This is a genomic window from Varibaculum sp. GTC20041 (assembly GCF_055387755.1).
This window is the reverse complement of record NZ_AP041144.1, coordinates 829,659-854,340: the sequence shown is the minus strand read 5'-3', so window position 1 is coordinate 854,340 and position 24,682 is coordinate 829,659. Positions and strand designations below refer to the sequence as shown.

Annotated in this window: 25 protein-coding genes, 2 tRNA genes and 2 pseudogenes; 11 read left to right on the top strand and 18 right to left on the bottom strand. The window is 51.7% G+C overall.

The window, feature by feature from the left end; genetic code table 11:
- Positions 1 to 328: 328 nt before the first annotated feature.
- The 12 genes and pseudogenes from ACZ5BI_RS03665 to ACZ5BI_RS03610 form a co-directional block, all read right to left on the bottom strand.
- Complete coding sequence (locus tag ACZ5BI_RS03665) at positions 329 to 1,738, bottom strand: RNA-binding domain-containing protein (protein ID WP_278609550.1); 1,410 nt, start codon at positions 1,736 to 1,738, stop codon at positions 329 to 331.
- A 199-nt stretch (positions 1,739 to 1,937) separates the two neighbouring features.
- Positions 1,938 to 2,354: a helix-turn-helix domain-containing protein gene (locus tag ACZ5BI_RS03660; RefSeq protein ID WP_316690840.1), complete on the bottom strand. Its 417-nt coding sequence runs from the start codon at positions 2,352 to 2,354 to the stop codon at positions 1,938 to 1,940.
- Positions 2,355 to 2,921: 567 nt separating this feature from the next.
- A complete protein-coding gene (locus ACZ5BI_RS03655; RefSeq protein ID WP_277035258.1) occupies positions 2,922 to 3,332 on the bottom strand; it encodes a hypothetical protein in 411 nt (136 codons plus the stop codon).
- 236 nt (positions 3,333 to 3,568) lie between these two features.
- Positions 3,569 to 3,988 carry a hypothetical protein gene (locus ACZ5BI_RS03650; RefSeq protein WP_277035256.1) on the bottom strand — a complete coding sequence of 140 codons (420 nt, stop codon included), beginning with the start codon at positions 3,986 to 3,988 and terminating at the stop codon, positions 3,569 to 3,571.
- Between the two features lie 78 nt (positions 3,989 to 4,066).
- Positions 4,067 to 6,598, bottom strand: coding sequence for a DUF4268 domain-containing protein (locus ACZ5BI_RS03645; protein WP_277035254.1), 2,532 nt, complete (start codon positions 6,596 to 6,598; stop codon positions 4,067 to 4,069).
- A 36-nt stretch (positions 6,599 to 6,634) separates the two neighbouring features.
- On the bottom strand, positions 6,635 to 7,867 hold the full coding sequence (locus ACZ5BI_RS03640; protein WP_278609458.1) for a hypothetical protein: 1,233 nt from the start codon (positions 7,865 to 7,867) through the stop codon (positions 6,635 to 6,637).
- Between the two features lie 4 nt (positions 7,868 to 7,871).
- A complete protein-coding gene (locus ACZ5BI_RS03635) occupies positions 7,872 to 8,237 on the bottom strand; it encodes a restriction endonuclease (RefSeq protein ID WP_277035249.1) in 366 nt (121 codons plus the stop codon).
- Positions 8,234 to 8,983, bottom strand: coding sequence for a DEAD/DEAH box helicase family protein (locus ACZ5BI_RS03630; protein ID WP_316690843.1), 750 nt, complete (start codon positions 8,981 to 8,983; stop codon positions 8,234 to 8,236). The genes ACZ5BI_RS03635 and ACZ5BI_RS03630 overlap by 4 nt, the downstream gene beginning before the upstream one ends.
- 106 nt (positions 8,984 to 9,089) lie before the next feature.
- Entirely contained in the window at positions 9,090 to 10,865 is a 1,776-nt protein-coding gene (locus ACZ5BI_RS03625) for an ATP-binding protein (RefSeq protein WP_278609522.1), read from the bottom strand.
- Positions 10,862 to 11,800 (bottom strand): SIR2 family protein, encoded by a 939-nt coding sequence (locus ACZ5BI_RS03620; RefSeq protein ID WP_277035241.1) that lies wholly within the window; start codon positions 11,798 to 11,800, stop codon positions 10,862 to 10,864. The genes ACZ5BI_RS03625 and ACZ5BI_RS03620 overlap by 4 nt, the downstream gene beginning before the upstream one ends.
- On the bottom strand, positions 11,801 to 12,718 hold the full coding sequence (locus ACZ5BI_RS03615; protein WP_347563542.1) for a DNA methyltransferase: 918 nt from the start codon (positions 12,716 to 12,718) through the stop codon (positions 11,801 to 11,803).
- A gap of 260 nt (positions 12,719 to 12,978) precedes the next feature.
- Positions 12,979 to 14,214 (bottom strand): annotated as a pseudogene (locus ACZ5BI_RS03610) (IS3 family transposase).
- A gap of 165 nt (positions 14,215 to 14,379) precedes the next feature.
- Between ACZ5BI_RS03610 and ACZ5BI_RS03605 the strand changes: the two are divergent.
- Positions 14,380 to 14,808 (top strand): hypothetical protein, encoded by a 429-nt coding sequence (locus ACZ5BI_RS03605; protein WP_022863878.1) that lies wholly within the window; start codon positions 14,380 to 14,382, stop codon positions 14,806 to 14,808.
- Positions 14,809 to 14,975: 167 nt separating this feature from the next.
- A complete protein-coding gene (locus tag ACZ5BI_RS03600; RefSeq protein ID WP_022863879.1) occupies positions 14,976 to 15,359 on the top strand; it encodes a hypothetical protein in 384 nt (127 codons plus the stop codon).
- Positions 15,360 to 15,715: 356 nt separating this feature from the next.
- Here the strand turns inward: ACZ5BI_RS03600 and ACZ5BI_RS03595 are convergent.
- The 4 genes and pseudogenes from ACZ5BI_RS03595 to ACZ5BI_RS03580 form a co-directional block, all read right to left on the bottom strand.
- Positions 15,716 to 16,108 (bottom strand): annotated as a pseudogene (locus ACZ5BI_RS03595) (3'-5' exonuclease); the annotation flags it as partial.
- A 177-nt stretch (positions 16,109 to 16,285) separates the two neighbouring features.
- Positions 16,286 to 16,915, bottom strand: coding sequence for an ABC-2 transporter permease (locus tag ACZ5BI_RS03590; protein WP_464896673.1), 630 nt, complete (start codon positions 16,913 to 16,915; stop codon positions 16,286 to 16,288).
- Positions 16,912 to 17,757 carry an ABC transporter ATP-binding protein gene (locus ACZ5BI_RS03585; RefSeq protein WP_022863884.1) on the bottom strand — a complete coding sequence of 282 codons (846 nt, stop codon included), beginning with the start codon at positions 17,755 to 17,757 and terminating at the stop codon, positions 16,912 to 16,914. Before ACZ5BI_RS03585 ends, ACZ5BI_RS03590 begins: the two co-directional genes overlap by 4 nt.
- Positions 17,744 to 18,127 carry a GntR family transcriptional regulator gene (locus tag ACZ5BI_RS03580; RefSeq protein WP_464896672.1) on the bottom strand — a complete coding sequence of 128 codons (384 nt, stop codon included), beginning with the start codon at positions 18,125 to 18,127 and terminating at the stop codon, positions 17,744 to 17,746. The genes ACZ5BI_RS03585 and ACZ5BI_RS03580 overlap by 14 nt, the downstream gene beginning before the upstream one ends.
- 209 nt (positions 18,128 to 18,336) lie before the next feature.
- Here ACZ5BI_RS03580 and ACZ5BI_RS03575 point away from each other — a divergent pair, with 209 nt between their 5' ends.
- The 5 genes from ACZ5BI_RS03575 to ACZ5BI_RS03555 all read left to right on the top strand — a co-directional run bounded on the left by ACZ5BI_RS03575 (position 18,337) and on the right by ACZ5BI_RS03555 (position 21,314).
- Positions 18,337 to 18,684 (top strand): PadR family transcriptional regulator, encoded by a 348-nt coding sequence (locus ACZ5BI_RS03575; protein ID WP_464896671.1) that lies wholly within the window; start codon positions 18,337 to 18,339, stop codon positions 18,682 to 18,684.
- Positions 18,684 to 19,379: a DUF5808 domain-containing protein gene (locus ACZ5BI_RS03570; RefSeq protein ID WP_464896670.1), complete on the top strand. Its 696-nt coding sequence runs from the start codon at positions 18,684 to 18,686 to the stop codon at positions 19,377 to 19,379. The genes ACZ5BI_RS03575 and ACZ5BI_RS03570 overlap by 1 nt, the downstream gene beginning before the upstream one ends.
- Positions 19,376 to 19,702, top strand: coding sequence for a PLD nuclease N-terminal domain-containing protein (locus ACZ5BI_RS03565; protein WP_278612682.1), 327 nt, complete (start codon positions 19,376 to 19,378; stop codon positions 19,700 to 19,702). Before ACZ5BI_RS03570 ends, ACZ5BI_RS03565 begins: the two co-directional genes overlap by 4 nt.
- 2 nt (positions 19,703 to 19,704) lie before the next feature.
- Positions 19,705 to 20,538 (top strand): ABC transporter ATP-binding protein, encoded by an 834-nt coding sequence (locus tag ACZ5BI_RS03560; RefSeq protein ID WP_316086793.1) that lies wholly within the window; start codon positions 19,705 to 19,707, stop codon positions 20,536 to 20,538.
- 263 nt (positions 20,539 to 20,801) lie between these two features.
- Entirely contained in the window at positions 20,802 to 21,314 is a 513-nt protein-coding gene (locus ACZ5BI_RS03555; protein WP_316099362.1) for a hypothetical protein, read from the top strand.
- 237 nt (positions 21,315 to 21,551) lie between these two features.
- Here the strand turns inward: ACZ5BI_RS03555 and ACZ5BI_RS03550 are convergent, their stop codons facing one another.
- Together ACZ5BI_RS03550 and ACZ5BI_RS03545 are read right to left on the bottom strand one after the other, a co-directional pair.
- Positions 21,552 to 21,827 carry a hypothetical protein gene (locus ACZ5BI_RS03550; protein ID WP_464896669.1) on the bottom strand — a complete coding sequence of 92 codons (276 nt, stop codon included), beginning with the start codon at positions 21,825 to 21,827 and terminating at the stop codon, positions 21,552 to 21,554.
- A gap of 53 nt (positions 21,828 to 21,880) precedes the next feature.
- Positions 21,881 to 21,954 (bottom strand) — tRNA-Gly (locus ACZ5BI_RS03545).
- Between the two features lie 75 nt (positions 21,955 to 22,029).
- Here ACZ5BI_RS03545 and ACZ5BI_RS03540 point away from each other — a divergent pair.
- From ACZ5BI_RS03540 to ACZ5BI_RS03525, 4 genes are all read left to right on the top strand, one after another.
- Positions 22,030 to 22,103: transfer RNA gene (locus tag ACZ5BI_RS03540), tRNA-Pro, on the top strand.
- 449 nt (positions 22,104 to 22,552) lie between these two features.
- A complete protein-coding gene (locus ACZ5BI_RS03535) occupies positions 22,553 to 22,924 on the top strand; it encodes a GntR family transcriptional regulator (RefSeq protein WP_278605970.1) in 372 nt (123 codons plus the stop codon).
- A 64-nt stretch (positions 22,925 to 22,988) separates the two neighbouring features.
- Positions 22,989 to 23,726: an ABC transporter ATP-binding protein gene (locus tag ACZ5BI_RS03530; protein ID WP_410087896.1), complete on the top strand. Its 738-nt coding sequence runs from the start codon at positions 22,989 to 22,991 to the stop codon at positions 23,724 to 23,726.
- Positions 23,723 to 24,562 (top strand): hypothetical protein, encoded by an 840-nt coding sequence (locus ACZ5BI_RS03525; protein WP_316086796.1) that lies wholly within the window; start codon positions 23,723 to 23,725, stop codon positions 24,560 to 24,562. Before ACZ5BI_RS03530 ends, ACZ5BI_RS03525 begins: the two co-directional genes overlap by 4 nt.
- The last annotated feature ends 120 nt before the right edge of the window (positions 24,563 to 24,682 follow it).

The window sequence follows — 24,682 nt, the reverse complement described above, 5'->3', positions numbered from 1 at the left end:
CAACGCCATCGACTACAACCCCAAATACCAAGACGGATCCCTACACATCCGCAAAGGCTGGGCAGGCCACTAAACCACCCCAACACGCCCGGCAAAAGACACATAATTCGGGCATTAGCCCCAAAATGTTACTTAACCCCGCGTTCATGCAGGTCGGAAGGGGGTGTGCCTGATGGGGCATCGTAGAAAGGCTCTAGATAAAACTAGGGCCAGTCCCAGCAGGACCGACCCTTACAAAACCTGAGGGTTTTTCACGTACGATTTAAGTTGCAGAATCACATCATGCTGTCAATTGCCTTTCATATGCGCTATTGCCGGCAGTATACGGCTACTCGTCTTCCAGCACCTGCCAGTATCCTGATTTGTTGGACCCCACGCGTCTTATAAAGTTGTTCTCCCGCAGATAGCGTATCCCCTCATCGACGGTGGTCTTGCTCTTGTCGATCTTAGCCTTGATCTGTTCTTTTGTGATGTTGGGATTGTTGCGTATCTCCTCCAAGATCCTTCTTTGCGTGGGGTTCGGGTTGACCCCGCTACTGGGTTTGTCGCCCACTTTATCACCCGCTTTATCACCCATGACGTTAATCCAGTTGAACGGGATTCTCACGACAATGGAGTTCTCCCTGAATTCGAAGGCCTCTCTGCCATACCTCTCGACGATTCGCGGTACGCCCCTTCCCGTTTTCTCGCTTATATGCAGTTGCAGGAAGATCTCGGACAGCTTCCTGTTGACGGGGATGGATTCTCCCAGGAAGAACCCTTCGAGCGTCTGGGCGCTCGGGAGCGATCCGCGTGACAGAATCTCTATGCGGTCCGAGTAGACGCTGACCATGGGTTCGTCGCCGTCCACCCACCTGTTATGCAGGAATGCGTTGATAATCGCCTCGCGAAAGGCATCGTCGTCGAACAGGGGAACGTCGCGCCGCTCGACCACGCGGTCTGCCTCGTCTGCCTGGATTATGTTCAGCACGTCGCCGTATCTTAGCACCTCGTCAAGCGTGTACAGGAGGCACGTGTGCCCGAACTCCCTGACAGAGTACATGTTGTCGGCCTTGCTTGGCCCGGAGAAGATGGCGACCCTCATCGGCATGCGAGAGTTGTCCGACAGAAGCCGGGCCATGAGATTGTATTTACCATCCGGAGTGTATAGCCCCAGGTTCTTCCTGAACTGTTCCGCATTCAGCTCGACCCCTTTTGCTCCATAATATATTTGGAGTTTCTCAAAGGTCAGATCCTGGTATTCGCTCTCGGTGTTCTCTATGGTCGGAATGCCATTGCGTAGGACAGAGAAGAGCGAGGACTCCTTTTCCGGGTACTTGCGCAGCCTCTCCTTACTTGACCCGATCCTGATGAACCGCTCGTCCCTGAATGATATTGGCGCAGTCTTGGCAGCCGGGATAAAGAGAACCACGACCCTTTTGCCGTCAATGGCAGTCTCCTCGAAACGGAAGTCAAGATCAGGGCTAATCTGTCGCGCCAAGTAGTGCTTCAACGGCTCGCCTTTAACACTCCGGCTTGGATCAAACGTCGTGCCCACGATCTCATGTGTATCGTCGCTGACGCCCCAAATGAGGTATGCGAATTCCCTGTCCATGTAGGCAGCGCTGTTGGCTAGTGCCGAGATATATTCGCCAAGGGGCCTCGCCTCGAACCAATTTTCTTTGAACTCAAGCCATTCTTGCTCAGCCCCATGTTTCCTGAGGTCGTTTACCAAGGTGGACAGACCACTCGTTTTCATTGCGTCCTCGCTTGTTTATTACCCGATTTATTACCCAGTTTATTACCCGGTTTTGTAGTCTAACACATGGGGGACCATGGTGTTTACGAAATGCCCGTAACAGCAGCAGGAAAGCCATGTCCGTAATCAGAATTTGCAAAATTTGTTCGTTTAGAACTTCGGCCCTAGCAATCCCAACACTCGCTGTTTTTTCGGCCGCCTAGAAGTTGCTCTTCCAGGCGTCGTATTCCTCTTGGGTGATCTCACCTGCGATGAAACGCTGCCGCATATCGCCCCAGGCCTTTATCGCGATGGAGGCCTTCGGGGCGCGTGCCGCCCTCGGGTCTATCCGAAGCCCGCTGCCGTCTTCGTCGGGGACGAGAGCGAACTCGTCTTCGAGTTGGAGCAGCGCCCCCACCAGATCCCTCGCGCTCGTGATCTTGTGGTCTTCGAGCATCTTCGGGGAAACATCGAGGGCCTGCGCGATCTTTCTCAGCTGCGCCTCGCCAGGCGTTCGTATTCCGCTTTCGTAGTGGCGGATTGCACCTTCGGTCATGCCGACCTTCTCGGCAAGCCTCACGATGCTTAGCCCCCGGGCCTTCCGGTATCTCCTTATGTTCTCGCCGACAGTCGCCATGCGCGTTCGTTCCTTCGTCACCTTGCCGCATCGACCATTATCGTACATTTTCGTACAGGGCAGTCGCGGCAAATAGGCGGCGTGCTCACAGTTCTCTTGGAAGCTCCATGGCGAACGCGAGCTTCCTTTGCTCGCTTGGCCACGCGCGGGATCCGGGACAGCGCTGAGCCCAGGACGTTGCTCGCCACGATGGGACCTACGCCCCACGTCGAACCATGGATGCATCGGGATTCACCCGCTCGGCTTGCTGGAGGGCCGCATACTGTTCGACCGTCGTCCTCAAGAAGCCCTCCCGCATGGCTCGCCCTTCCCCGCCTTATGCACGCACGCTCGCACGGAACCGCTCTATCTTCGCAAGGGTCGCGATACTTTCCCCATTTCTTTTCACGGGAAGGCATTTCCTCGACCTCGTGAAAACAAATGCGAAAACTAGCGCGGCGGATATTCCGATTCGATTTGCCGCTTCGCTTTCTCCCTTGCAAAGCACGCGGACCCGTGCGCCCTTCGTGCCACAAGGCAGGGCAAAGGGCCAAGCCTAAAACAATCAGGAGGTTATCATGAAAGCACTCATCGAGAAGTCGAAACAAGCTCCCAACCGTTGACCTCGTTCTCCGTCACAAGGACAGCTTGGATATCATCGGGGTAATCCGGGTTGCGTAGCTGATCGAGAAACGCGAACTTGCGTGTCTCAATTGTTCCTTCGCTAGACTTGTAGTTCTCTTCGAGGGAGGTGATACGCTCTGCATAGTCCGAAAGGGTTTCGCTCACAAGTTGGCAACTCCGCCTGTCTTTAACCGCTCCTCGACGGAAGATCCCCATTCGATCGGTATACCCGTCCGTGGTCTCGATGGTGCCGCTATCTGTGACACGAGCAGCACAAAGCATCTGGAAACTGAGCCCTGCCTCATCGTCGATGTAGCCATAGACAATCGCTTCGGGGTGACGAGGATCGAAATCATCGCATTTCATAATCCTCATTGCGTCTTCGATATAGCTTACAGATCCAACCAGACTCCTAAAACTCTGGTGGTCAATGGTCTTTAGACGCTCTTCGATCGGTCGCTCCAGAGGTCACGGCCTAAGCTCGTCGTCGAATCCAAGGGGAAACGACAAGCGCGCATACCATGCCTCGGTATTCACTTCAGGGATAGGATCTGTCTTATATTTGGCGAGGAAACGCTCTCGCGAGCCATCGATCAGATCGTGTTCGATGCTTAGCGTAGCACCCTCGAACAGGTGCCAGTCCTCGTTGTCGGGTAGATGCAGAAGCAGTATCTGCTCTTTTCCATCAGCTTTGAAGCGATCCAGTACCTTGAAATGTGAGTTCGACTGCGCGATGCATAGCCCCATCGCGAGGCTTCCTCATTGTCTTGAACAACGTCGCTGAAGTTCACCATGTGGTCCGATAGGATGCTGATTCTGTGCGCTTTCGCCAGCCCTCCAACCCTGCAAGTTGCATCAGTGAAGGCTTGCTCACAGATAATCATGCCAGGCATGTATTTATCTGCCAGTACCGAGCCCATATCGACATCGCGTACGAACATCTGCAAGCCCGGCATCATCCCGTTGATGGCTTTCTCTAAATACCAAACAGGAACTTTCTCAACGTCAACGCCATGTTCAGTCTTTGCCATTTGCTCCCCAGTCCACTAGTGCTCGTTGCCTTGACCTTGAATGAGTTTGTCGAGCAACCCCTCCGCTTCGTCGTCATGTTATGCGCTTGCCGCCAATGCCAAGTCTCTGATTCTGAAGAACCAGTCCATCATCCACTGGTAGCACTCTGACCAATCCTCGTTGTCGAAGTCCGCGCTACGACGTATCACGACGTGTCGTGATTTCTTGTCTTCGTCGTGTGCATCCCAATCCGGAGCCGTGCCTGTTTCTTCTATCCAAAGCTGATTGAACTGCTCCTTCAGCGGGAGCACCTTCTCATAAGCCTCGAGATTGTCTAACCACAGCTCCACGCCATAGCTCGCATCCCAAGTGCTAAGGAGCGCAGAGATGTGCATGTTGGGCGTCCCTATTCCGAATGATGCCCAGGCGTCCACGTTGTCTGCGCGATTGCTCGGGTCGTTGAAGCAGCTCGTGAAAGCCTCGCTGTTGGAGCAGTGGTTGTAGAATCCGTCCCAGAAGGCCACACGGAAGCTCTTCACATCTGATGTGACGCTTTCACCTTTGCTGAGCAGATACTCGGACCTGAGTTCATCGAGCATGGGGCCGCCCTCTCCGACGCGCCAGAACGTCCATCCATTACGAGCCCCTCCGCCTCCAGCAAGCGATACGGCGCGCTTCGCTGCCAGGGACGGGCTCTTGAACGTCTCGCCGTTCGAAAGCTCGATTTGACCTGTGTCGGTAACGCGTGCGCTTATCGAGTAGCCGTCGCTCTTCGGAATGAGCATCGCTCCTGAAGTCACAAGCCCTGCATCGAATATGTCGCGAAATATCGCAGACCTGCCAGCGACGTCTTTCTTCTTTTGAGGCTCATATTGCTTTGCCGTGTCTGGGTCGATAGCCAGGTAACCCCATCTCTTCTCAGCTTCGCGGGCTAGCTCCTTCGCGCGATCCCGGATCTGGTCTGCGCCCCAGCTGTCTACCTTTCTCATGGCGTCGGATATGACGAGGTAGTCCTTACCGTAGCCACCGACGTAGCGCTCCTTCTTCTCGCTGAAAGAATCGTCGGAGAGCTCCGAGTTGTATGCCGAGAGCGTTAGGTTTCCAAGGTTGTTCAGCAAGGTGCCGAAGGTCTCCTCGTCCATGTCCTCGACATCATTTGCCCATCCGCTTGCAGCGAGCGCGTTCTGAGGCATGACGTGCTCAATCGTGAAGCTCCCGTTGTCTAGCGTGAGGGGGTCCTTCGGATGATGCATGTTCTCCAGGTTGGAGAGCAGGTACAGCGAGCGGCGGTAATGGTACGCGTCGCGTGTGGTGAGGGAATTGAAGAACTCCGCGTTGTCGGGGAACCTGCGCGCCGTCCCAGCCTCCAGCATGAAAAAGGCCTGATAAGCCTCGGCGTAGTCGCCGCCACCGTCTTGCACCTTGTTGAGCTTGGCGATAACGGAAGGGAGGAACTTGTTCAAGGAGTTGGTTGGAACGTCGCATACCGACCTGCGGAAGACGTAGCTCTCGGTCAGTTTGAGCATCTGTAGGAAAGCATCCTTGCCGAATGCGTCTTGGTAGTAGTCGTCGTACAGTGACAAAAGCAGCGGATTCACGACACTCACGTCGAGCTTGCGAAGCTCGGCAAGCACGCGGTTCAGCTCGGAATCCGCCTCCGTGCCCCGCGTGATCCGCGAGTAGTATTCAGCAAACCTCTCCATCTCTCGCAGGAGCTCTACGATGCGGTTATCTCTGTCGTAGCCTCGGTCGCTCACGTGCCGCTTGAAGATGAAGTAGATGTCGCGCTTCACCAAGGGCTCTGGCGCGTAGAGCACGGTCAGATAGTTGCGCAGGAACTCGTCGAAGGTGTCCTCGTAGGAGTCTGCGCCGAGCGTGAGCTCGATGTTGCGCCAATGATTGAGATATAGGTCGTCCTGCTTCTCCTTGGGGAGCCCCATGAGGACGAAGTTACGGATGAGGTCGGCAGACGAGAGGTCCTTGCCTGTCGAGTTCATCGACTCGAAAATGAGCTGCGGGTTGTCCTGGTATGCGTCAAGCGAGATTGAGACGACGTCCAAGCGTTGTATGCCGTCCCAGACGACATTGGGATCCTCCAATGCCTCGATGCGATCTGCGAAGAACTGATAAGTGGCGATTAGCTTGGCTGATTCCTCGTCAACCTTACGCTCTGGGTTGACGAGGTTCTCGACGATGGATTCGAGCGTCTTCTTGTCGCCCCTAGTCAAGGTGAGTTTGTAGCGGTCCTCGCCCTGCCTGAACTCGTCCATGAGGTATCCTCGCTGCACGATCTCGGCATGGGAGAATCTCAGCTGCGCCTCGGGATGTTTGCGTGAATAGTCAGCAAGGGCGGCGATGAGAAGCGTGAGTGTGGTGATGCGCTGCTGGCCGTCGATCAGGAGCATGGGTTGTATGCCGGAGGCAGAGAAGGTGCCGTCCTGCACCCATACAACAGACCCTGTGAAATGTCTGTCCTGCGGTCGGTTGCCAACATAGAGGATGTCGTCCCAGAGCTGCTCGCACTGCTCCTCATCCCAGGAGTAAGGGCGTTGGTAGACCGGTATGACGAACCGAAGGTTTGCGCTTGTGATGAGCCCGACGAGCGCTTGGGCATGCGCGTTCATAGCCATTGTTCCACCTTTTCCAATGCCGCTGTCCGCTCGTTTCTACAATGACAGGTCGAAGAGCTGAACCGTGACGTGCATTATCCTTTCATCGTCTTCATTTTGAATCTTACAGGTCCATTGGCTGTGATCGGGCCTGTGCATGGTCACTGCCATTTCGCGCAACGTTAAATCGACGTTATTCAGAATGGATTCGAAGTTCTTATTTTGCTTGTTGAAGATCACTATGCTTACTTTGGTATCGCGCCATGTGGTGTAAGAGAATAACTGGTCAACAGCCTTTCTGAATGCTTTCTCACCGTGCCATATCTTGCACTCTGCAATATACGCGGCATGTTTTTCAACTGGGATATGGATGTCAGCTTTTCCGTGCTTTCGGAATGTTTCCCCTGTCGCAATATTCTCATAATGGCTGTTCAGTGTCGTCAGGAGGATGTCCCTCAACTGCTCTTCATTCAATGAGCTATATGCGGAGGGAGTCCTCTCCATCATGGCTCCCGTGTTCTCTATAACCTCATTGATGTGCGAGAACACGGAGTCTTCTATGGAGTAGGATTGCTCTTCTCCTTGCTGTTTGTCAGGCTTCGAGATTTTGATTCGCTTCTTTTTCATGGGAACTGGAATTGGGTGTGACGAATCTTTGGTGCGAACCAAAGGAAGATTCAGTCCTTTGCGAATTGTTGCAAACTTATCTACCTGCTCAATCCTTCTATCCAGTTCTGACTCAACAATTGATGGCAAAGACGCGTTGTATTGCTCAGCATCAGAGTTGCAATAAGAAATCTGTTTGGCAAAGTCTTCAATCTTTTCGGTGAAGTGTTCTTGAATTCCTTCGGGGGAAGCTGAGCCTAAAGGTATTTCAGCGACGAATGTGATGTAGCCAACTCCATCGCGACAGGGCTTTGAAACGTCCTCGGCATCATGCCCGATAAGCGAAAATGTCGAAGGACGCATTTCAAAGAACCAATACGTTCCAGAATAGGCAACCCTGCAAGTCGCTTTAACTCCTGCAACATCAAAGTATTTCGGCTCTGTCCTATCCATCTGATACCACGTGCTGTATGTTTGGACGGTCTTTTCGCTTACGTCGATTTCGGCAGTTTCAGGGTAGATAGTTACTAGCTCAACTTCGTATTGACCAATCCAATAGTCAAGCCACTCGTCGCGATTGGTTTTGTCGAGTTCATCTGCTGAGAGTTTCCTAATGGATTCTTTCAGCTTGTGTTTGAGACCTTCGAAGATGGAATAAGAGTCGTTGCCGTTAAAACACTTCATGCGCCTATTCCATTCCCTGTATTACTTCCAAAAGTTCGTCGTAGCTTGATACTTGGTGATAGCGCACACGAGAGCCGGAAAGCTCGTTGAAGACCTTCTTCGCGCATGCGATCTTCGTCTGCTCTACGGTCGAGAGCTCCATAGTATCCATGGTGCCCTTCGTCTCGGCGATGAAGTACACGTGCCACACCGCGCCCTCGTTGAAGCGGGCGGTGTGCTTGACGACCTTCCCAGACGCGGTCATGCGCCTGAATTCGATCACGGCCTCGGAGGACTTGTTCTTGGAGACGATGATGTCCTTCAGATAGAGATAGCCGTCGGTGCCGAGCATGTTCTTCAGCTCGAAGCCCTTCACCTCGATGCGCTTCACGAGCTTCTCGTGAAGGCATCCAGGGCATCCAGCGCATATACCAGATTGCGCTTCTCGCGATGCGTAGCGGAGTAGTTCAGTGGGAACAGCGGGTTGAAGCGCTGGATTCCCTTCCAGGTGGCAGAACCCTTCTTGCCCATCTTCTGGGGCTCGTCCACGATCACAATGGGGTTGTTGGCGGCGATGACGTCGATGGGGCGTCGGCTTCCAAACTCATCGCGCTCGTCGAAGATGATGCGCGCGGCCTTGTTGGAGGCCCCTTCCTTCATGGAGGAGTTGAATGCCTGCATGTTGATGATCATGGCGTTGATCCCGTCATCCTGCGAATAGGAGTCCAGGTCGTTCAGGCGGTCGGAATCGTAGATGAAGTAGCGGATCGCCTTTCCGTATTGCTCGAAGAAATGCTGCTCGGTGTTCTGGAGGCTCTTGTAGACGCCCTCACGGATGGCCACGCTCGGCACCACGATGATGAACTTCGTCCAGCCGTAGAGGCGGTTCAGCTCGAACATCGTCTTCGTGTAGACGTAGGTCTTGCCCGTGCCGGTCTCCATCTCCACATCGAGCTGGCATGCGCCGATGTCGTCTGACAGAGCACCGGACTCCGCGAGCTGGTTGCGTGACTGCACGCGGTTGATGTTCCTCAGGATGTCATGCGAGCTTAATACCAGAGGCGCGTTGGCATAGCCCTCCTGCGCCTCAAGCTGGCTGTTTCCAAACATGGATTCCATGCCCTGATGCGTCTTCACGCGCCCAAGATCGCGTAGGTATGTGTATGCATTCTGATTATGCTGTCCCTCGAAGACGGTAGTCACGGCATCCGAGGCTGCCGTTTGGTATGGCTGTATCTTGAACTTAAAATACATAGTCTTCCTCTGTGTCCGAATCTTGATCACGGTTGTTTATCAAGCCATCTCGCCCGAAAATGACGATGTCGTCGCTGTTGGGCTTGAAAGAGTCTTCGAGCTGGTCAACATAAATATATTGCGGCATATGTATGGCAGGCCCCGAAAGTATGCATTCGCCTTGCCCCAAGGCACTCAGCATCGACAAACTCGTATCGCCCATGAAGCTGACAGTCTTTCGAATACGTCCGATATCGTTTGGGTTAACCAGCTTATGAATAAAGAAGTTATGAATCTGCGAAGTTATAGTCGGGGAGATATCACTTGGCCTTTGACTTGCGGCACAGAGAAAAACCCCGAACTTCCGTCCTTCTTTCACAACTTTCTCAAATACGCGAATCGTATTGTCGTGAATGAGGTCGTCTTGTTTGCTATCGTAAGAGAGCAGATTGTGGGCTTCGTCTATTACCACACTGATAATAGAGGATGGCTTACCATCTCCCTTCTCTTCGACGGCATTCCTTAGAAGCAGTTCGGCCAGCAAAGCAGGGATCATTTCTCTTGTGTCTACGTTGGTGTTACCGAGCTGCACAACCGCAAAATTGCTATCATTGAAAATGCCGTTTAATCCGGAACTCGGCGAATCTTTGAAAGTTTTTTCGAGATCTTTCACAACTTGACGTGCTCTTGGCAACAAAGGATGAACATAGTCGTAATTTGTCCCGCTTTCGGCGCTGAGGGCGACTTCAAAGGCTAGGCAAAGGTAGAACAGATTGAGTTTCGATAGGTTTTCTTTTATGGTTATAGGTCTAACTTGAGTTATGGTGTCAATGCAATTGGCGGAGCACCAAGGTTCATAGTAGAAATTCTTGGTCGTGGAATTAAACGCCACATTCTCTAGCCCTATAACCATGCCCTCGCAATAGTTCCGAAGAGTGAAGAAGAGCGTTTCCCGCTTATCGGCGAGCGACCAACTGATTCTGTCGATCATTTTGTTTTCATCGAAGTCTTTCCATCGCTTGCAGGCTCGCCTTACAACAGGCATTTGCGTTTTCTGGGTTGCTCTGAGCAACGTCCCCCAGCTATCTTCATCAAGCGTTTCGAAGTTGAGCGGGATTTTGCTATCCGGGTCTTTTTCGCGTGTGCTCAGCTTGAAAACTGACTTATCGGATACCGGCAAGATAGCGTCGCCGCCATACTCGTTGTTGAGGTCAAAAATAACGATCCTTGCGGCTCGGTCTTTTCGTGAAAACTGGAGTGCATATTCTCGCATCAGTTTTGCAAGCGTGTTCGATTTTCCGCTTCCGGTGTTTCCGAATATTCCAATATGTCCAGACATCAGCCTGTTTGCGTCGATTCTGACATCACAAGCTTCGTCATAAAGATCGCGTCCAAGCGCTATAGCGTGATCGCTTTCTAGATTATGAATAAGGTCGAAGTCCTCTTCGTTTAGCGTTTCGACGGTTGCGCCAACAAATGGAAGGCACCTCAGACCGCCTCTAAACTTACCGTTGTCAATATGCCCTCGAACTTCCAAATCAACCAGAAAAGGACCAAATGGCTCTTGGTGTTCCGAGCTGCCTTTCTGGCTTCTGTCATATTCGATTTCGTGCTCCCCGACGATTTGACATACGACCGTATCGAGGCCTACGTTCGTCTTTACAAAAGAATTGATACGAGGTGCCGAGGTGACTTCCCCTTTATCTACGAGATAAGGTTGAAGACGCTTATAGAAAGTGGCTACAGCACGGATGCCGTCAACGCGAGAGATCCGACCTATGTTCATGATCTTGTCGCCTCGTCAATAATCTTGCTAAGCGTCAAGGTAGTATCCTGGCATGGAGTAGATGGCGGTATGGCAATCACGCTATCTACGAGATTGTCTGGAACGCTGCTATCTTCGCTGTATTGAAGCTGGAAGACCGTCAACCCGTTTGATATTGCGTCTTCAATGGCATCGTTGATGTGGCTATCACCCCAGGAATATCCCACGACGAACAGTGCAGAGTTCTTGCGAAGAAGCTCGCCCTTCATCGCAAATAGTGTTTCGTAGAAATCGCTAACAACGTTGCCGAGTTTGTCTGATCCGGGAAACATGATCTGGTCTTTGTGAAGCTGATTGCCTGGACCAACAGAACCGTGCATTTTATAAACAGCAAAAGTGGGAATGTACTCGTGCCTTGCGGTGTTGTATCCGATTATCTCAAATGGAAGTGACGATCTGAATCCATGAGAGGTAAGAACATAATGAAAGAGCCCGTTATTTTCCAAGATCGTTTCCAGTATTCGATCGTAGTTGAGGGTGAAGATGTTCACCCTCTTTGATTCTGGATGGCGATTTTCAGCCTTAGATATAACCGAGTTGGTGGAGCACATCAAATGATCCAGGTTTCGTATTGATTCGCTTTCGAATTCGACGGCAAGAGCGAACTTATTGAACTCAGCACAGAAGGCTTCTAAAATCTGATCTCTCTTACCCTCATCGGAGATACCCCTAAGTTCATTCTCGATATTCCTACCCTCTAAACCAAGAGCTTTCATCTTTGCCAGTGTTGCTTCAAATCCGGTAAATTGAGGAAACCCGGATCCGTTTACACCCGAACCAAAGAGAAAGTTGATCGAACATGACCCGAGAATCCTCTTTACTTGTTCGATATCCACGTTTCCCAAATGGTTTACGCTGTCATTGTCCAGCTGTTCAAATTGTTTGGCTTCGGACATTTAGATCACCCGGCGGATGGTGTCGGGGCTGCATGTCTTGAAGAGCTCCTCGAAGTTGGCGGCTGCGGAGTCGTCCTTGAAGGAGAGGTCGCGCATGGCAGCGTAGGAAGGTTTCATTCTCGCAATGGCCTCGATAACATCGTTGTTCACGTCAACATCGAAGCAGGCGATGAGCTGCCCGGCATTCACGTTGAAGACCTTCTTGCCCTCGATGTCGAACGTCTCGTACTTTGCCGAATAGGGAATCCGGAAAGCAGGGAGTGCTTGGAAGAGAAGGTCCTCGGCTGTTCGGCCATCTTTCACATTGTCGATCATGTCGAGCAGCGAAGACTGATCAGTCCGATCGGGCGAAGCGTACATGTCACGGAAGTTGGAAGATTCGATCTTCAGAACGCGGAAACCGATGTCGGGGACGGGCTTGGGGTCTTCGCCGAGTTTGAGCTGCGTGTTTTCTTTTTCAACTTCTTCAGCTATCTTACTGCCTGCGCGCCGAATGCGCTCTTCGCCGACTTCACATAACGTTTTGAACTCACCTGAGAGCGGCTCGTCGATTTGAACGAGTATGTATTTTCGAGAACCGCCATCGTCGGCGTTCTTCTGCATCACGGCGTCAGCCATGGAAGCCGAGCCGGAATAGAAGTCGAGAATGAACGAATCATCATCTGACGCGATATCGAGGATGCGTTTCATGAGGCGCGTGGGCTTCGGGGTGTCGAAAGGAGCGCTGCCTTCAAACAGCTTTTTTAGCTCTTTCTTTGCCTCGTCAGTGTGACCGACTTCTTCATATGGCCAAAGGTTTGTCGCCGTAGGCCCTGATGACTCGTCTAGATATCTCTTTCGGCGCATTCCTCCCAAGCCGTCACCAGTGAAGTACAGCAGTGGCCAAGATCCTTTGTCGTATCGTTTCTTCGCAATCATTTTTGCCTCTTCGAAGGGAACGCTCAGCACGATGCCTTTGACGCCTTCCCTCACTTCTAAGGCGTCAATGCCGCAAACCTTAGCTCTCTCGGTTGCATCCTCAAGATCCCGAAGCTCGTACGGTGCCCATTCGTTGAGGATCTCTAAAAGGCCGGTTGGGGGTGCGGATTGTTTTTTGGACAGTTTTAGACTACCGCATGGTAGTGGTTTCTGTATTGTTTTATGGTTATTCTGAAGCGTGCTGGGTTTTGTTCCGCTTTTTATACTGGGGTCAGCTTGCTGACCCGTGTTTGATTATACATATCGATGATGTCGGCTGGAGTGTGGTATCCGAGCGCTTCGTGTAGGCGCTCATTGTTCCACCAGTGGACCCAGTTCATGGTGGCGAACTCAACCTCTGTCAGTGATGCCCAGGGGTGGGAGTAGATCAACTCAGCCTTGTATAGGCCGTTGATAGCCTCGGCTAGCGCGTTATCGTAGGAATCACCCACCCTCCCCGTGGAGGGCTTGATCCCGTAATAAGCCAGTTTCTCGTTATAGGCAATACTCGTGTACTGCGAGCCATGATCTAAGTGATGCGTAAGATTCACGAGAGTTTGTTTCGCTGCCTGGATGGCTTGCTCGAGCGCCTCCAGCGGTAGAGCCTCGGTTTTCATTGAGGATCGCGTCGCCCAGCCTAGGATCTTTCGGCTATAAACATCGGTTACGAACGCTGTATACACGAACCCGGATAGGGTTCGAACATACGTGATATCACCAACCCACAGTTTGTTGTGCCTACTGGCCGTGAACTGCCGATTCACCAAATCCGGGCGAGAATCTGGTACTTGAGCGGGTCTGGTTGTTATTGCTGTGCGTCCCCGGCGAACACCAGCAATCCCAGCGATTTTCATGAGTCGAGCGACCTGGTCACGACCAATATCCCAGCCCGCGCGCCTGGCTGCGTGCCACATCTTGCGAATACCATAGACGCCAAAATTGTGTGCGTGAATCTCGCCTAGTTCTTCAGCAAGAATGCGATCACGAATGCTTCTGGCGCTTGCTGGTCTACTCTTCGCTAGCCGGTAGCCGCAAGAGGTAATAAACCCTCCTTCCAGACTTACACCCAGTACCCGGCAAATCGGCTCGACCCCGAAACGACCCCTATATTCGTCAATATCGGCAATCATCATCGGGCCGGTCGGTCGAGCTCCGCTGCGAAAAAAGCCGAAGCAGTTTTCAAAATCTCATTCGCCCGTCGCAGCTCCGCATTCTCGCGTTTGAGCCGTTTGACCTCCTCGCATTCTTCACGGGTCCATCCCCTGCCGCTCACCCGTGTTCACAAGATGCCGCTCATACCAGCGGCGCAGTGACTCGTTTGCGATCCCCAGCTTTGGAGCGATCTCACGGACTGCCTGCCACTGCGAACACGAGCCATCACCAGCTAAGCGATCCACGAGCATACGCACCGCACGATCCTTAAACTCCTGAGAATACCTCTTAGACATATCCCTAATCCTCTCAAAAACGAGTAGGAACAAAACCCAGGACACTTCATCAGTTCGTCTGCGGCAACTCTGGAGTCGACAAAAGACTCGCTGGATGACTATGTCGACGACCTCTTACACGTTCGTCGCTCCACCAGTGATGCACTGGAAGGCGACACACACGTCACCTCTGTCATGATGATCAGCACAGCGATAGATTCTCTGGACGAGTGCGCAAATTCCCTGGGCAATTTCGTAGCTGCACTGAAAGCGTTTTCTGGCTCAATCCAAGCAGTTTGTGACGGCTTTAATCAAACACGAAGCGCGGCAGCCAGCAATGGGCTGATCCTCACAGCCGAGGAAATCCTTGAACCGATCCCACCCGTTGGCGACCCCAGTCCCACTGAAAGTGCCGAGTACAACAGGAAGGTCATGGCGTACAACGCTGCCTGGGAAACTGCTTACCAGCGGCGGCAAAGTGAGCAGGAAGCGCACGAGACAATGGACAGTGCCTGCGAAGACCGACTTGATTGGCTCGCAGATTTTATTAAGAGTCGCTTCCCACCAGCACTTGGGCTGGAGCTACCGTTGGCGCGAAGATCGGCGGTACAATCGGAGCGTTAGGTGGACCCGTTGGAATTCTCGCAGGCAGCCTTGTCGGCGGCGCACTCGGCTGATTCGCGGCATCAAAATTTGGGGATGCGCTGGGAGATGGCGCAATGTCACTCGTCTCCAAATTGTTCCATTGAGCTCACAACTGACGATCAGCGACCTAAAAGGAGGATACTGGCTTGATTGCCTTGGGATGTATTTTTGGGATCCTGATGGCTGTAATGTGGGCTTTGGCTATGTTCACTGACACATGGGCAGGACGTTTCTTCCGCAAGCAGGCTAAATGGCTCGGTTCCAAGAACTCGATCGCTCTTGGCGAGCCTTCGATTACTCTTTTCTTCTTCGCTGGTTCACTGGTTCTGGCACTAACGGGTGATCTGCCGGACAGCCAGCTTACCAAACCGGTATCCGCACTGATGCTGGCCCTGATTTTCATCCCCATTATTGGCATCATTCTCAGTTTCTTTAACTTTGACCTGCCTAAACAGATGTATCCAGAATGGCACCAGCAACGGCGGGAACAACGGGCATCACGCAACGATCAAAGGAACGAATCGCAATGAGCGGCATGACTTCTGATAATTCCACACGGATTCACGGACGCTTCGTCAGTGCTCTCGTTCCAGAGGGGTGGGCGCAGCTGGAGCCGGAGAACCTGGAGGGTTCACGGTCACAGGGCAACTCGGCAATTGACTGCATCGCTGCTCCGGCGCCTGACGACCGCACCACCCGGCAGGCGGCGTACGCGCCGAACCTAGTCATCACTGTCGCGTCGGTTCCCGGCTACCTCAGCCAGATGGAGTGGCGAGACACCACGACGCATTCACTGCTCGACGAGATTCCGGGCTTCGTCCTGTTGGACCTGTCTGAAGTGTCCACGCAGAAGTGGAGGGGTTTCGCGCGCCTGGGGTGTTACATCCTCGACGACGAATCCATCCAGGAAGCGTGAGGGTGGGAATTCCTGCGGCGTGCCCCAGGCGGAGCGCTGCCCCGCCCTCGTCAGGTACAAACGTGAGCGCGCCCGCGTGATCGCCACATAGACAAGGCGGCGTTCTTCTTCGAGTTCGGCTTCTTCACCCAGGGAACGCTGGTGCGGGAAGATGCCGTCTTCCATGCCGGTGACAAAGACGACGGGGAATTCCAGGCCCTTGACGGTGTGGACCGTCATCAGTGTCAGTGAGTCGCCGCGCTCTTCATCAGATGGCACCTGGTCGGAGTCGGCCACCAGTGAGACACGTTCGAGGTAGTCGACCAACGTTCCCTCCGGTTCGCTTTGACGGAACGTGGTGGCAGCGGTGTGCAGTACAGACAGCTAACTGGCAAACCCATAGAACATTTCAAGGCCTGTCAATGGAGCGCCCTGATCGACCACGCCATCATCGGTATAAACCAGATCTGGTTCATCTTTAGAACCGGGAAAGAAATAACGGTCAAGCTTTGAAAAGAACGCAGGGCGCTAACGTTGGATGCAAAATCGGGCTCTAAAAACTTAGAATTCTTTACCTGCCATGATCTTTCGACTTATCCATAGGGATACTGCGGTAAGTACGATCGTCACGGCCAGTAGTATTCCTGCGTTTGTAAGCGGGGGTAGGGTTAGGGCTTTTGCTACCCATTCGAAGATTGCTTGTTTGTTGGAACCAACAAAGGATGATCCGGCGAATACCACGATGAATACGGCGACTAGAAAAAGCTTGGCTTTTTCTGGACCGAATTTGTAAAACAGCGGTAGCTGAATAATGGTTAAAAGCAGGGTGACCGCAAAGGCAAAACTGGCCACCAAAACAGTATTTTTCCAAGGCATCTCAACCATTAAATAGGCAAGAACACCTGTAACCGCGAAAGCCACTATCCCAAGAGCGAGTGTAATCAGAAAATTTAGATTAACGAGTTCGTTTCTACTGATAGGCCCGGCAAGAATCGTTCGGTTCACCTTGGATTCAGCATCACGAGCAAAGGTGGCCGTAAAATAAAGCATCCCAATCACGCCAAAAATAAACGGAAAGATGATCAACTGGTTTGCATAAATCCCCACAACGCTGATCGCAACGAGCACCAGAGCTAGAACAGCTATATATGTACGATTGGCAATAAGGTCTTTATAAAATGCAGCTCTCACTGATCTTCTCCTTTAATCGTGTAGACCATGATGTCCTCAATCGTCGGTCTACCAGCTTGTGCACCAGCAGGAACTGCCTCGGTGCGGACGATTGCTTCTTGACCAAAATCATGACGGCGGCGCCCTAATACTTGCGTGGAATCAAGCTGGTTTGCCTGCTCATTGGTCAACGCTACGATTCGCCAAGAATCTAAGAGCTCGTCTTTTTGTTCCATGAACTTCAACTTTCCCTCACGGATGAAAGCTACGTAGTCAGCGGCTTTTTCAATATCGGAAACGATGTGAGACGAAAACAGAATCGAGTGGGTCGGAACTTCGATAAATTCGAGCATAATATCAAGCACCTCATCACGAATCACCGGATCCAAACCACTGGTAGCCTCATCAAAAATTAGTAAATCCGATGCATGGGAAAGTGCCATCGCTAGCCCCAGCTTCATCCGCATACCTCTAGAGAGTTCACCAACTCGCTTAGACGAAGCGAGATGAAAACGCTGCTGGTAACTAGCGTATGTCTGCCCATCCCAACTCTTGTACAGGCGCTTGCCGAACTCGCCAGCATTCTTAACAGTAAAACTATCCGGCAGGCTAATATCGTCAAATACTACCCCCACTCGTTCATGCGCTCGTGGGTGATCTGCACCTGCAGGCTGCCCCAAAAGGTTTATTGTCCCAGCATCGGGGTGAGCAAGACCTAAAATCAAACGCAGCGTTGTAGATTTACCGGCACCGTTCTCGCCCACGAAACCCACAATTGCCCCCTGGGGAACTTCAAGGTTAAGCGGACCGAGCGTGAATCCCGGATACTTTTTCACTAGTCCGTTGATTTCAATCACATTCATCGGATCCTCCTAATAAATCAATCAGCTCTTTCAGATCAGAAACAGACAAGCCAGCAACCCGAGCCGAGGCGAGGGCGGATTTCAAATAGTCTTCGACTTTTTTACGCTGCTCTTCCTTGAGCAGTTCAGTGTTTTTAGAAGCGACAAAGCTACCTCGCCCCTGTACGGAATCAATGAAACCCTCTAGCTCTAGCTCGTCATAGGCGCGCTTGGTAGTAATCACCGACACGCGAAGCTGTGATGCCAAACGCCGGATCGACGGCAGCTTGTCGCCGGGCGCTACCTGATCGTTGATTATTGCCGCTTTGAGCTGACTCTTAATCTGAGCGTAAATCGGATCAGAACTTGCATTACTAACGATGATATCCACAAACACCTCCTAGTGTTTATAGTGTACATGAACACTAGGATGAATTATGTAGAACAGTCCACATTCAGAGAAACATTTCAAACGCCATAACGCTCAACAGGGAAAACACGATACTGGGTAACACAAAAGGGCGCTTATCAGACCTGACGTCCTAGTGAAAAAGTAGTTGCTAGACTTTTAGACACACGGTAGTATGTTATGCAAGGAACATGGTTAAGCAAGGAGGGTTTGTGTCTGAGTCACAGTTACGCAAGGGCGCTGTTGAACTGATTGTCCTTGGATTACTTTCGTCTCGTCCTTCTTACGGGGGGCAGCTTGTAGAGCGTTTTCGTGAGGAAGCCGGGTTGGAGATTTCGACGGGTACGTTATATCCACTGCTTGCGCGGCTACGTAAATCAGGGTTGGTAGTTACGGCTTGGCAGGAGTCTCCGGTAGGGCCACCGAGGAAGATTTATAAGCTCGCAAAATCTGGGAAGAATCGCTTATTGCAGATGCGCCGTGAGTGGGAGGCGCTTGATTGTGCTGTGAAGCGAACAACGCAGAAAGGAATACGGTAATGAAGTGGTTCGGTATGGACGCAGAAGGGCAGGCGCGAGTTTTGGGGATGCCTGTCTCCGGGGTGTGGTTGGGGCGCTCTGATGCTGCGTTGGATGGTTTTGAACCAGAGAATCCGCGCTTGTTCATTCCTCGAAAATACGGACTGGGTTGGGACGTTAATCTAGGTGCTGTTGGTGTGCGTTTAGGGCTAATTCGACCCGATGATTCTCTACCGGACTTGGCCAGCTACGTTCCCACTAGTCTAAAGCGGGGCATTAGGCTCACCACTATTGCTGGTGGGATTGGGGTTGGGTTCTTGGCGGTACTGCTCAGTCGCAAGGAGCAGGTTCTCCTCCAGCGCTCAACACGCGGAGGGTCTGAAAAAATTATTACCGGCAGGCAGGCTGCGCTAGCTCCAGTGGTTTTAACGACTGTTGCAGCGCTAGCGCCACAGGTCTTCCGGCGCGATGACCCAGAATCCGAAGATGCCGTGCGTTTGGCTAATCAGGCTGATTTGTTGGGTGTTGAAGCCATGTCCATAGCCTGGCTTGCAGCAATGCGTGGGGCTGGCGACAAGCAGGAAATGAGCCGCCGGTTGATGGTGCCCATTGTTGCTTTATGGCCCCTCGTTGCTGGCGCTTGCCAACTCGCTTATGTAAAAACCGCGTTAGCCAGGGTAAAAACCCGGCTACATAATTCAGGAGACAAGCAATGAACCCTATAGATAAACTGTTGGATCTGCCGACCCCAGCATTAATAGGAGTTTGCATCCTTATAGGAGTGCAACTGGTAGCGGTGGTCTGGTCTTTGATTTGCTTGCTGCGCGATAAGCGAGCTCACATTGCCGGCTTAAATCGCCTAGTGTGGCTCTTGGTTATCCTCTTTGGCCAAGTGATTGGGCCAATCGTCTTTTTGGTTATGTACTTTCACGAACAAAGACAGCTTAAGGTGCAGCGTGAATATGAACAGAAGGCTACAGCCAAGCATCACCAGGTTGATGCGAGTTCAGTGGTAAGCAAGCTGTATCCGAAGGAATGAACATGGATTTAGCAGTCTGTACTAAAGATTTGTCCAAAAACTTCGGTAAGCACCAAGTACTAAACAACATAAACCTTCGAGTTCCTACCGGCTCCTGTTATGGGTTTGTGGGAGCTAACGGGGCTGGCAAAACCACCACCATGAGGATCCTTGCAGGACTGGCCGGAGCCAGTAGTGGCAGCGCCACCGTGCTGGGAGTTAGTCGAGGCAAACTTCCGGTCAAACCGATCCCTGGCGTGTCTTACCTGACTGATGTCCCCCAGATTAGCCCCTGGCTTAGAGCCAAGGATGCGCTCATCACTCTCGCCCGCCTTGGTGGAATCTCCCCAGACCTTGCAGCCGAAAGAAGCGACGAACTACTCAATCTGGTTAACCTCGACAAAGCCCCCGGAAGAATCGGCTCCTTTTCTAGAGGCATGAAGCAACGGATGGGAATAGCAGCAGCACTCGTTACTGCCCCGAAACTACTACTGATAGACGAGCCAACCAGCGCTCTTGACCCGATCGGGCGAGCAGATGTTCTGGGGCTACTACGCGAGTTAACCGGGCAGGTAACGATAGTATTTTCCTCCCACATCCTCAGCGATGTTGCTAAAGTCTCTACCCACGTGGGGATCTTGCATCGCGGTAGCCTGCTAGCTCAAGGACAGTTAGGCGAGCTAGTCAATCAGCAAACTAAACACGTTACCCTTGATGTCACGGTGCGTTCAGACGTTGCCACCGCCGTGGCTAAGGCTATCTATAGCCTCGATTCTGCCGCAAAGATTCACCCCACCTTTACCGGCTTAGATGAACTTTTCACCAAACTAACTAAGGACGGCGGTAAAAAATCGTGAATACCTCGAGTTTCAGATTGATCTGGCGCTATCAAGCTGTCTGGCTCCTACGCTCCTATGGGACATGGATTATAGGTGGGGTATTCGTTATCCTTGCTCTCACCCAAGGATTGTTTACCCAATACACGCCGCGAATCATAAGATTTCTGGCCGGATCAGAAGTAACCACGCTAATACAGTCATTACCAGAACCCTCCTGGCAGCAATCCTACGCGGGATGGATAAAGAACCTTACCCAAATTCTTACCGTAATCCTGGTTGCAATGAACTCTTTTCGTTGCAGCGTGCTTACCGGCAATGGTGACATTCCTTTTATTTTCCCTGGTAGCGTGCAGCGCTCTCACTACCTCATCAGCTTTGCTATCAGCAGCTGGCTATCTACCCTATTCCTTGCCGTCTTCAGCGCTACCCTGGCTTGGGCAGGAACATCACTGTTATTCCCAGGCGCTAATCCCGCCCCGATAATATTGGCTAGTTTGGTATGGGCGCTACAAATCATTCTCATTCACGCAATACAAACTGCCGCAGCCACTTTTAAACCAGGCATCGGCATGCCCCTTGCGGCCGGATTCGGAGCCTACCTACTAATAACGATGTCAGCGATATTTATCCAGGAGGGCAACAAAACTCCCCTTGGCCTCGCCCCCATAATTAACAACCTCGCTCAAGACACACTCGAGACACCTTGGGTCTGGCCAATCACCAGCAGCCTACTGCTAATCATTGCGCTACTTTTCACCGCCACTTACGTATACAACAGAGTAGAACTTAACTAAAAGCCAAACACAGGCGAGAAAAATAGATCCAACCGAAAAATAGAAATAGAACCACCATCACAAGCACGGGAGCGAACGCCACCTATCATCCGTTAGCGAGTTAAACCCCAAAACCTTGTCCGAGAAGGGAAACCACGATACTAGGTAACGCAAAACCCAAACCCACTAACGGCCTAAAACATAAAAACTATCAGCCAACCCCACAGCAGACGCATTTCCTTTGCTAATATGCGTGACCTAGACAATGTCGAGGTAGGGGATAATACCTAGCAGCTGAAGCGCAGCTAGTACCGCAACTAATGCCGCTGAAATTCCCAGGATAAGTTGCCAGCGTACTTGCCTGTCGGCGGAACGCCAACGCTGATATAAATTTCGTTTTTCTCCAGTTTTCTGATCTTTAGCATTAGGCATTTCAAGCCAAGAAACAGTGCAGAAAAACACCGCTAAGCATCCAAACAAAATAAACTCAACTATTAACTTCACCATTTGAGCATCTTCCCGTAAGCCGGTCATCTAACACGATACTCGCTAACGCAAAAGGGTACTTATCAAATCCGACGTCTAAGTGGAGCGAGTGACGGGAATCGAACCCGCATGACCAGCTTGGAAGGCTGGGGCTCTACCATTGAGCTACACTCGCAACTGACTCTCGCTTCGAGTTAACGGAAGCCGTGAAAAACAGTGTAACCTATAGAAGGTCAGAAAATAAAACTGACGGGGCGTGGCGCAGCTTGGTAGCGCACCTGCTTTGGGAGCAGGGAGTCGCAGGTTCAAATCCTGTCGCCCCGACTTTGTTATCTCCCGCGACATATGTCCGCATAGGCCGCGAGATTTTCTTCTTTCTAGCTTGGTCTTTGGCTGCATAGTCTGCCTGTACGCACAGGAAAGAGGTTTTTCCTCTCGCCCAAAGTTCGGAAAATACTTGCGTATTTCCCAAACTTTATGCCCACCGCGCCCACTCGGATAAAACCTCTTCCCCGCGCTTTTCATGCCCTATCCGTGTGGGAATACCATTTTTCCACCTTTAAGAACGACCAGTAAAGCGGGGCGAAACGAAAGAAAACTCCCTACCTTTGGGCAGGAGGAAAAACCAATGCCCCCGCTGAAACTCCAGGTAGGGCGACAAGATTACCCGCCACCTAATAACCATAAAAGCAATCTGTATTAACCGCTTGACACAGCACCCCCAACAGAGTTACTGTATTACTACACTAATACAGCGATGAAAGGAGGAACCCATGGAGCTAAACTCAGCAATTCCTATTTGGAGTCAATTGCGCGACGAGTTTTCGCGTCGGATAACTTCTGGAAGCTGGCCGCCGGGGAGCAAGATCCCCAGTGTGCGCGACCTCGCCCAAATGGTAGGAGCCAACCCGAATACGGTGCAACGCGCCCTATCGGAGCTAGAACGCGAAGGACTGGCGGTATCAGAGCGCACCGCCGGACGGTTCGTAACCCAAGACCAGGACAAGATCTGGCTGACTCGCCAAAAAGTATTCCTGGAGCACACCGACCAGTACGCCGCCACCATGAAAAAAGCTGGCGCTACCCTACCCCAAACACTCGACTTAGTAGAAAAACAATGGAAGAAGGGAAAATCTCATGACTGAAAATCAGTTAAACCAGTTCCCAACCCCTCCGGCTTCAACGCCAGGCACCAACCCCGAACATTTTATGGCGCCCCGCCCAGCAAACGAACACCCCGGGGCACAGACAACTGCTCCCGCCATTGAAATCAAAGGAGTTTCAAAGTTCTACGGCTCCCAGATCGGACTAGTTAACGCCAACCTAACTTTGCCCAGTGGCGGCATAGTCGGCCTCATGGGGCCGAACGGGTGTGGAAAAACTACCTTAATGAAAATCTTGGCCGGGGTAATGCAGGATTACGAGGGCGAGGTTCGGCTTTTCGGGAAAACTCCCGGAGCAGAAACCAAAGCTTTTACCTCCTACCTACCCGACAGCTCATTGTTGGCAGATAACCTCACCCCACGCTCCGCAATCCGCCAATACCAGGACTTCTTTACTGACTTCGATTCCGCGAAAGCCTACGAAATGGTAGATTTTTTCCGCCTCCCAGCAGATCGAAAACTGTCCGCCATGTCCAAGGGGATGCGCGAAAAACTCCAAGTAGCGCTGATCATGTCGCGAAATGCGCGCGTCTATCTGCTTGATGAGCCCATTAGCGGGGTGGATCCGGCAGCGCGGGACGTAATCTTGCGAGCCGTTATTTCCCGTTTCAATCCCCAGGCAGTAATGCTGCTATCGACCCACTTGATTAACGATGTGGAACCCGTGGTTTCTACCGCCGTATTCATGTCGGCAGGACAAGTATTTTTAACCGGAGATGCTGACCAGCTCCGCAGCACCTATCAAACCAGTCTGGACGGACTCTTTAGGGGGATGTACCGATGATTACTAAAATAATGAAACACGATTTCCTGGCGCTACGTAAACCACTAGGAATCACCATTGGTTTGACCTTGCTGACCGCAATCTTGAGCGCGATAGCCGTCTCAATTTTACGTAACTCCGTAGCCGTAGGGTCTACCATATTCTTATTGGCATTCTTAGGAATGCTAGCCGCTTACCTGGTTTATTCGATAATCCTTTTAGTTCACTATTACCGTTCCATGTACGGAAAAACTGGGTATTTCACCATGTCGATCCCGGCAAGACCTACCGAGCTATTTTGGGCAAAAAGCCTTTTTAACCTCTTAGCTCTCGGTCTTTTCACGCTAGTGGTTTTTTGCGGAGGGTTTTTATTGGTCACAGCCTTGTTTTTTGAAGATGCCTCTGGCAATGCTCTGACATACTTCTTTACAACCCTTCAGACCTGGCAAGTAGCTTTTCTGATTATTATGGCCATGCTACTATCCTCGATTTCCAGTGTTTTCTTCTGCCAGTTCATAGTTACCGCCGGCAACCGGCGACCTTTCCTGGATCGTTTCGGAAAAATTGGCGGCCCGATATTAGTAGCAGTGCTGGTGTATGTAGGAATGCAAATTATTGGCTTCCTGCTGATGCTTCTCCCTGGGCAGCTGGTATTTTTCGCCCCCGATGCCCCCTTTATTTCTCTGGATTGGGATGGAATTCTCTTCACTATATTTGGACCGATTGACCCCAGTGAGTCTAATCCTGTGAAACCCCCGTCGATTTCAATCTGGTTGCTGCTCGGCACCGGCGTGCTCACAGTGGTCGCAGGTTATCTCACCGCACTATTTTTAAAGAAAGGTACTTCCCTGCGCTAAGGAAAGTGAATGACAGAAGATCTCTCGGCCACCTCCAGGGATCCTTCATTCGGGAAGCAATAAAAGAAAAACCAGGGCTAATGCCCATTTTGTGTGTCTTTATTTTGGTGTTTTGGCTGG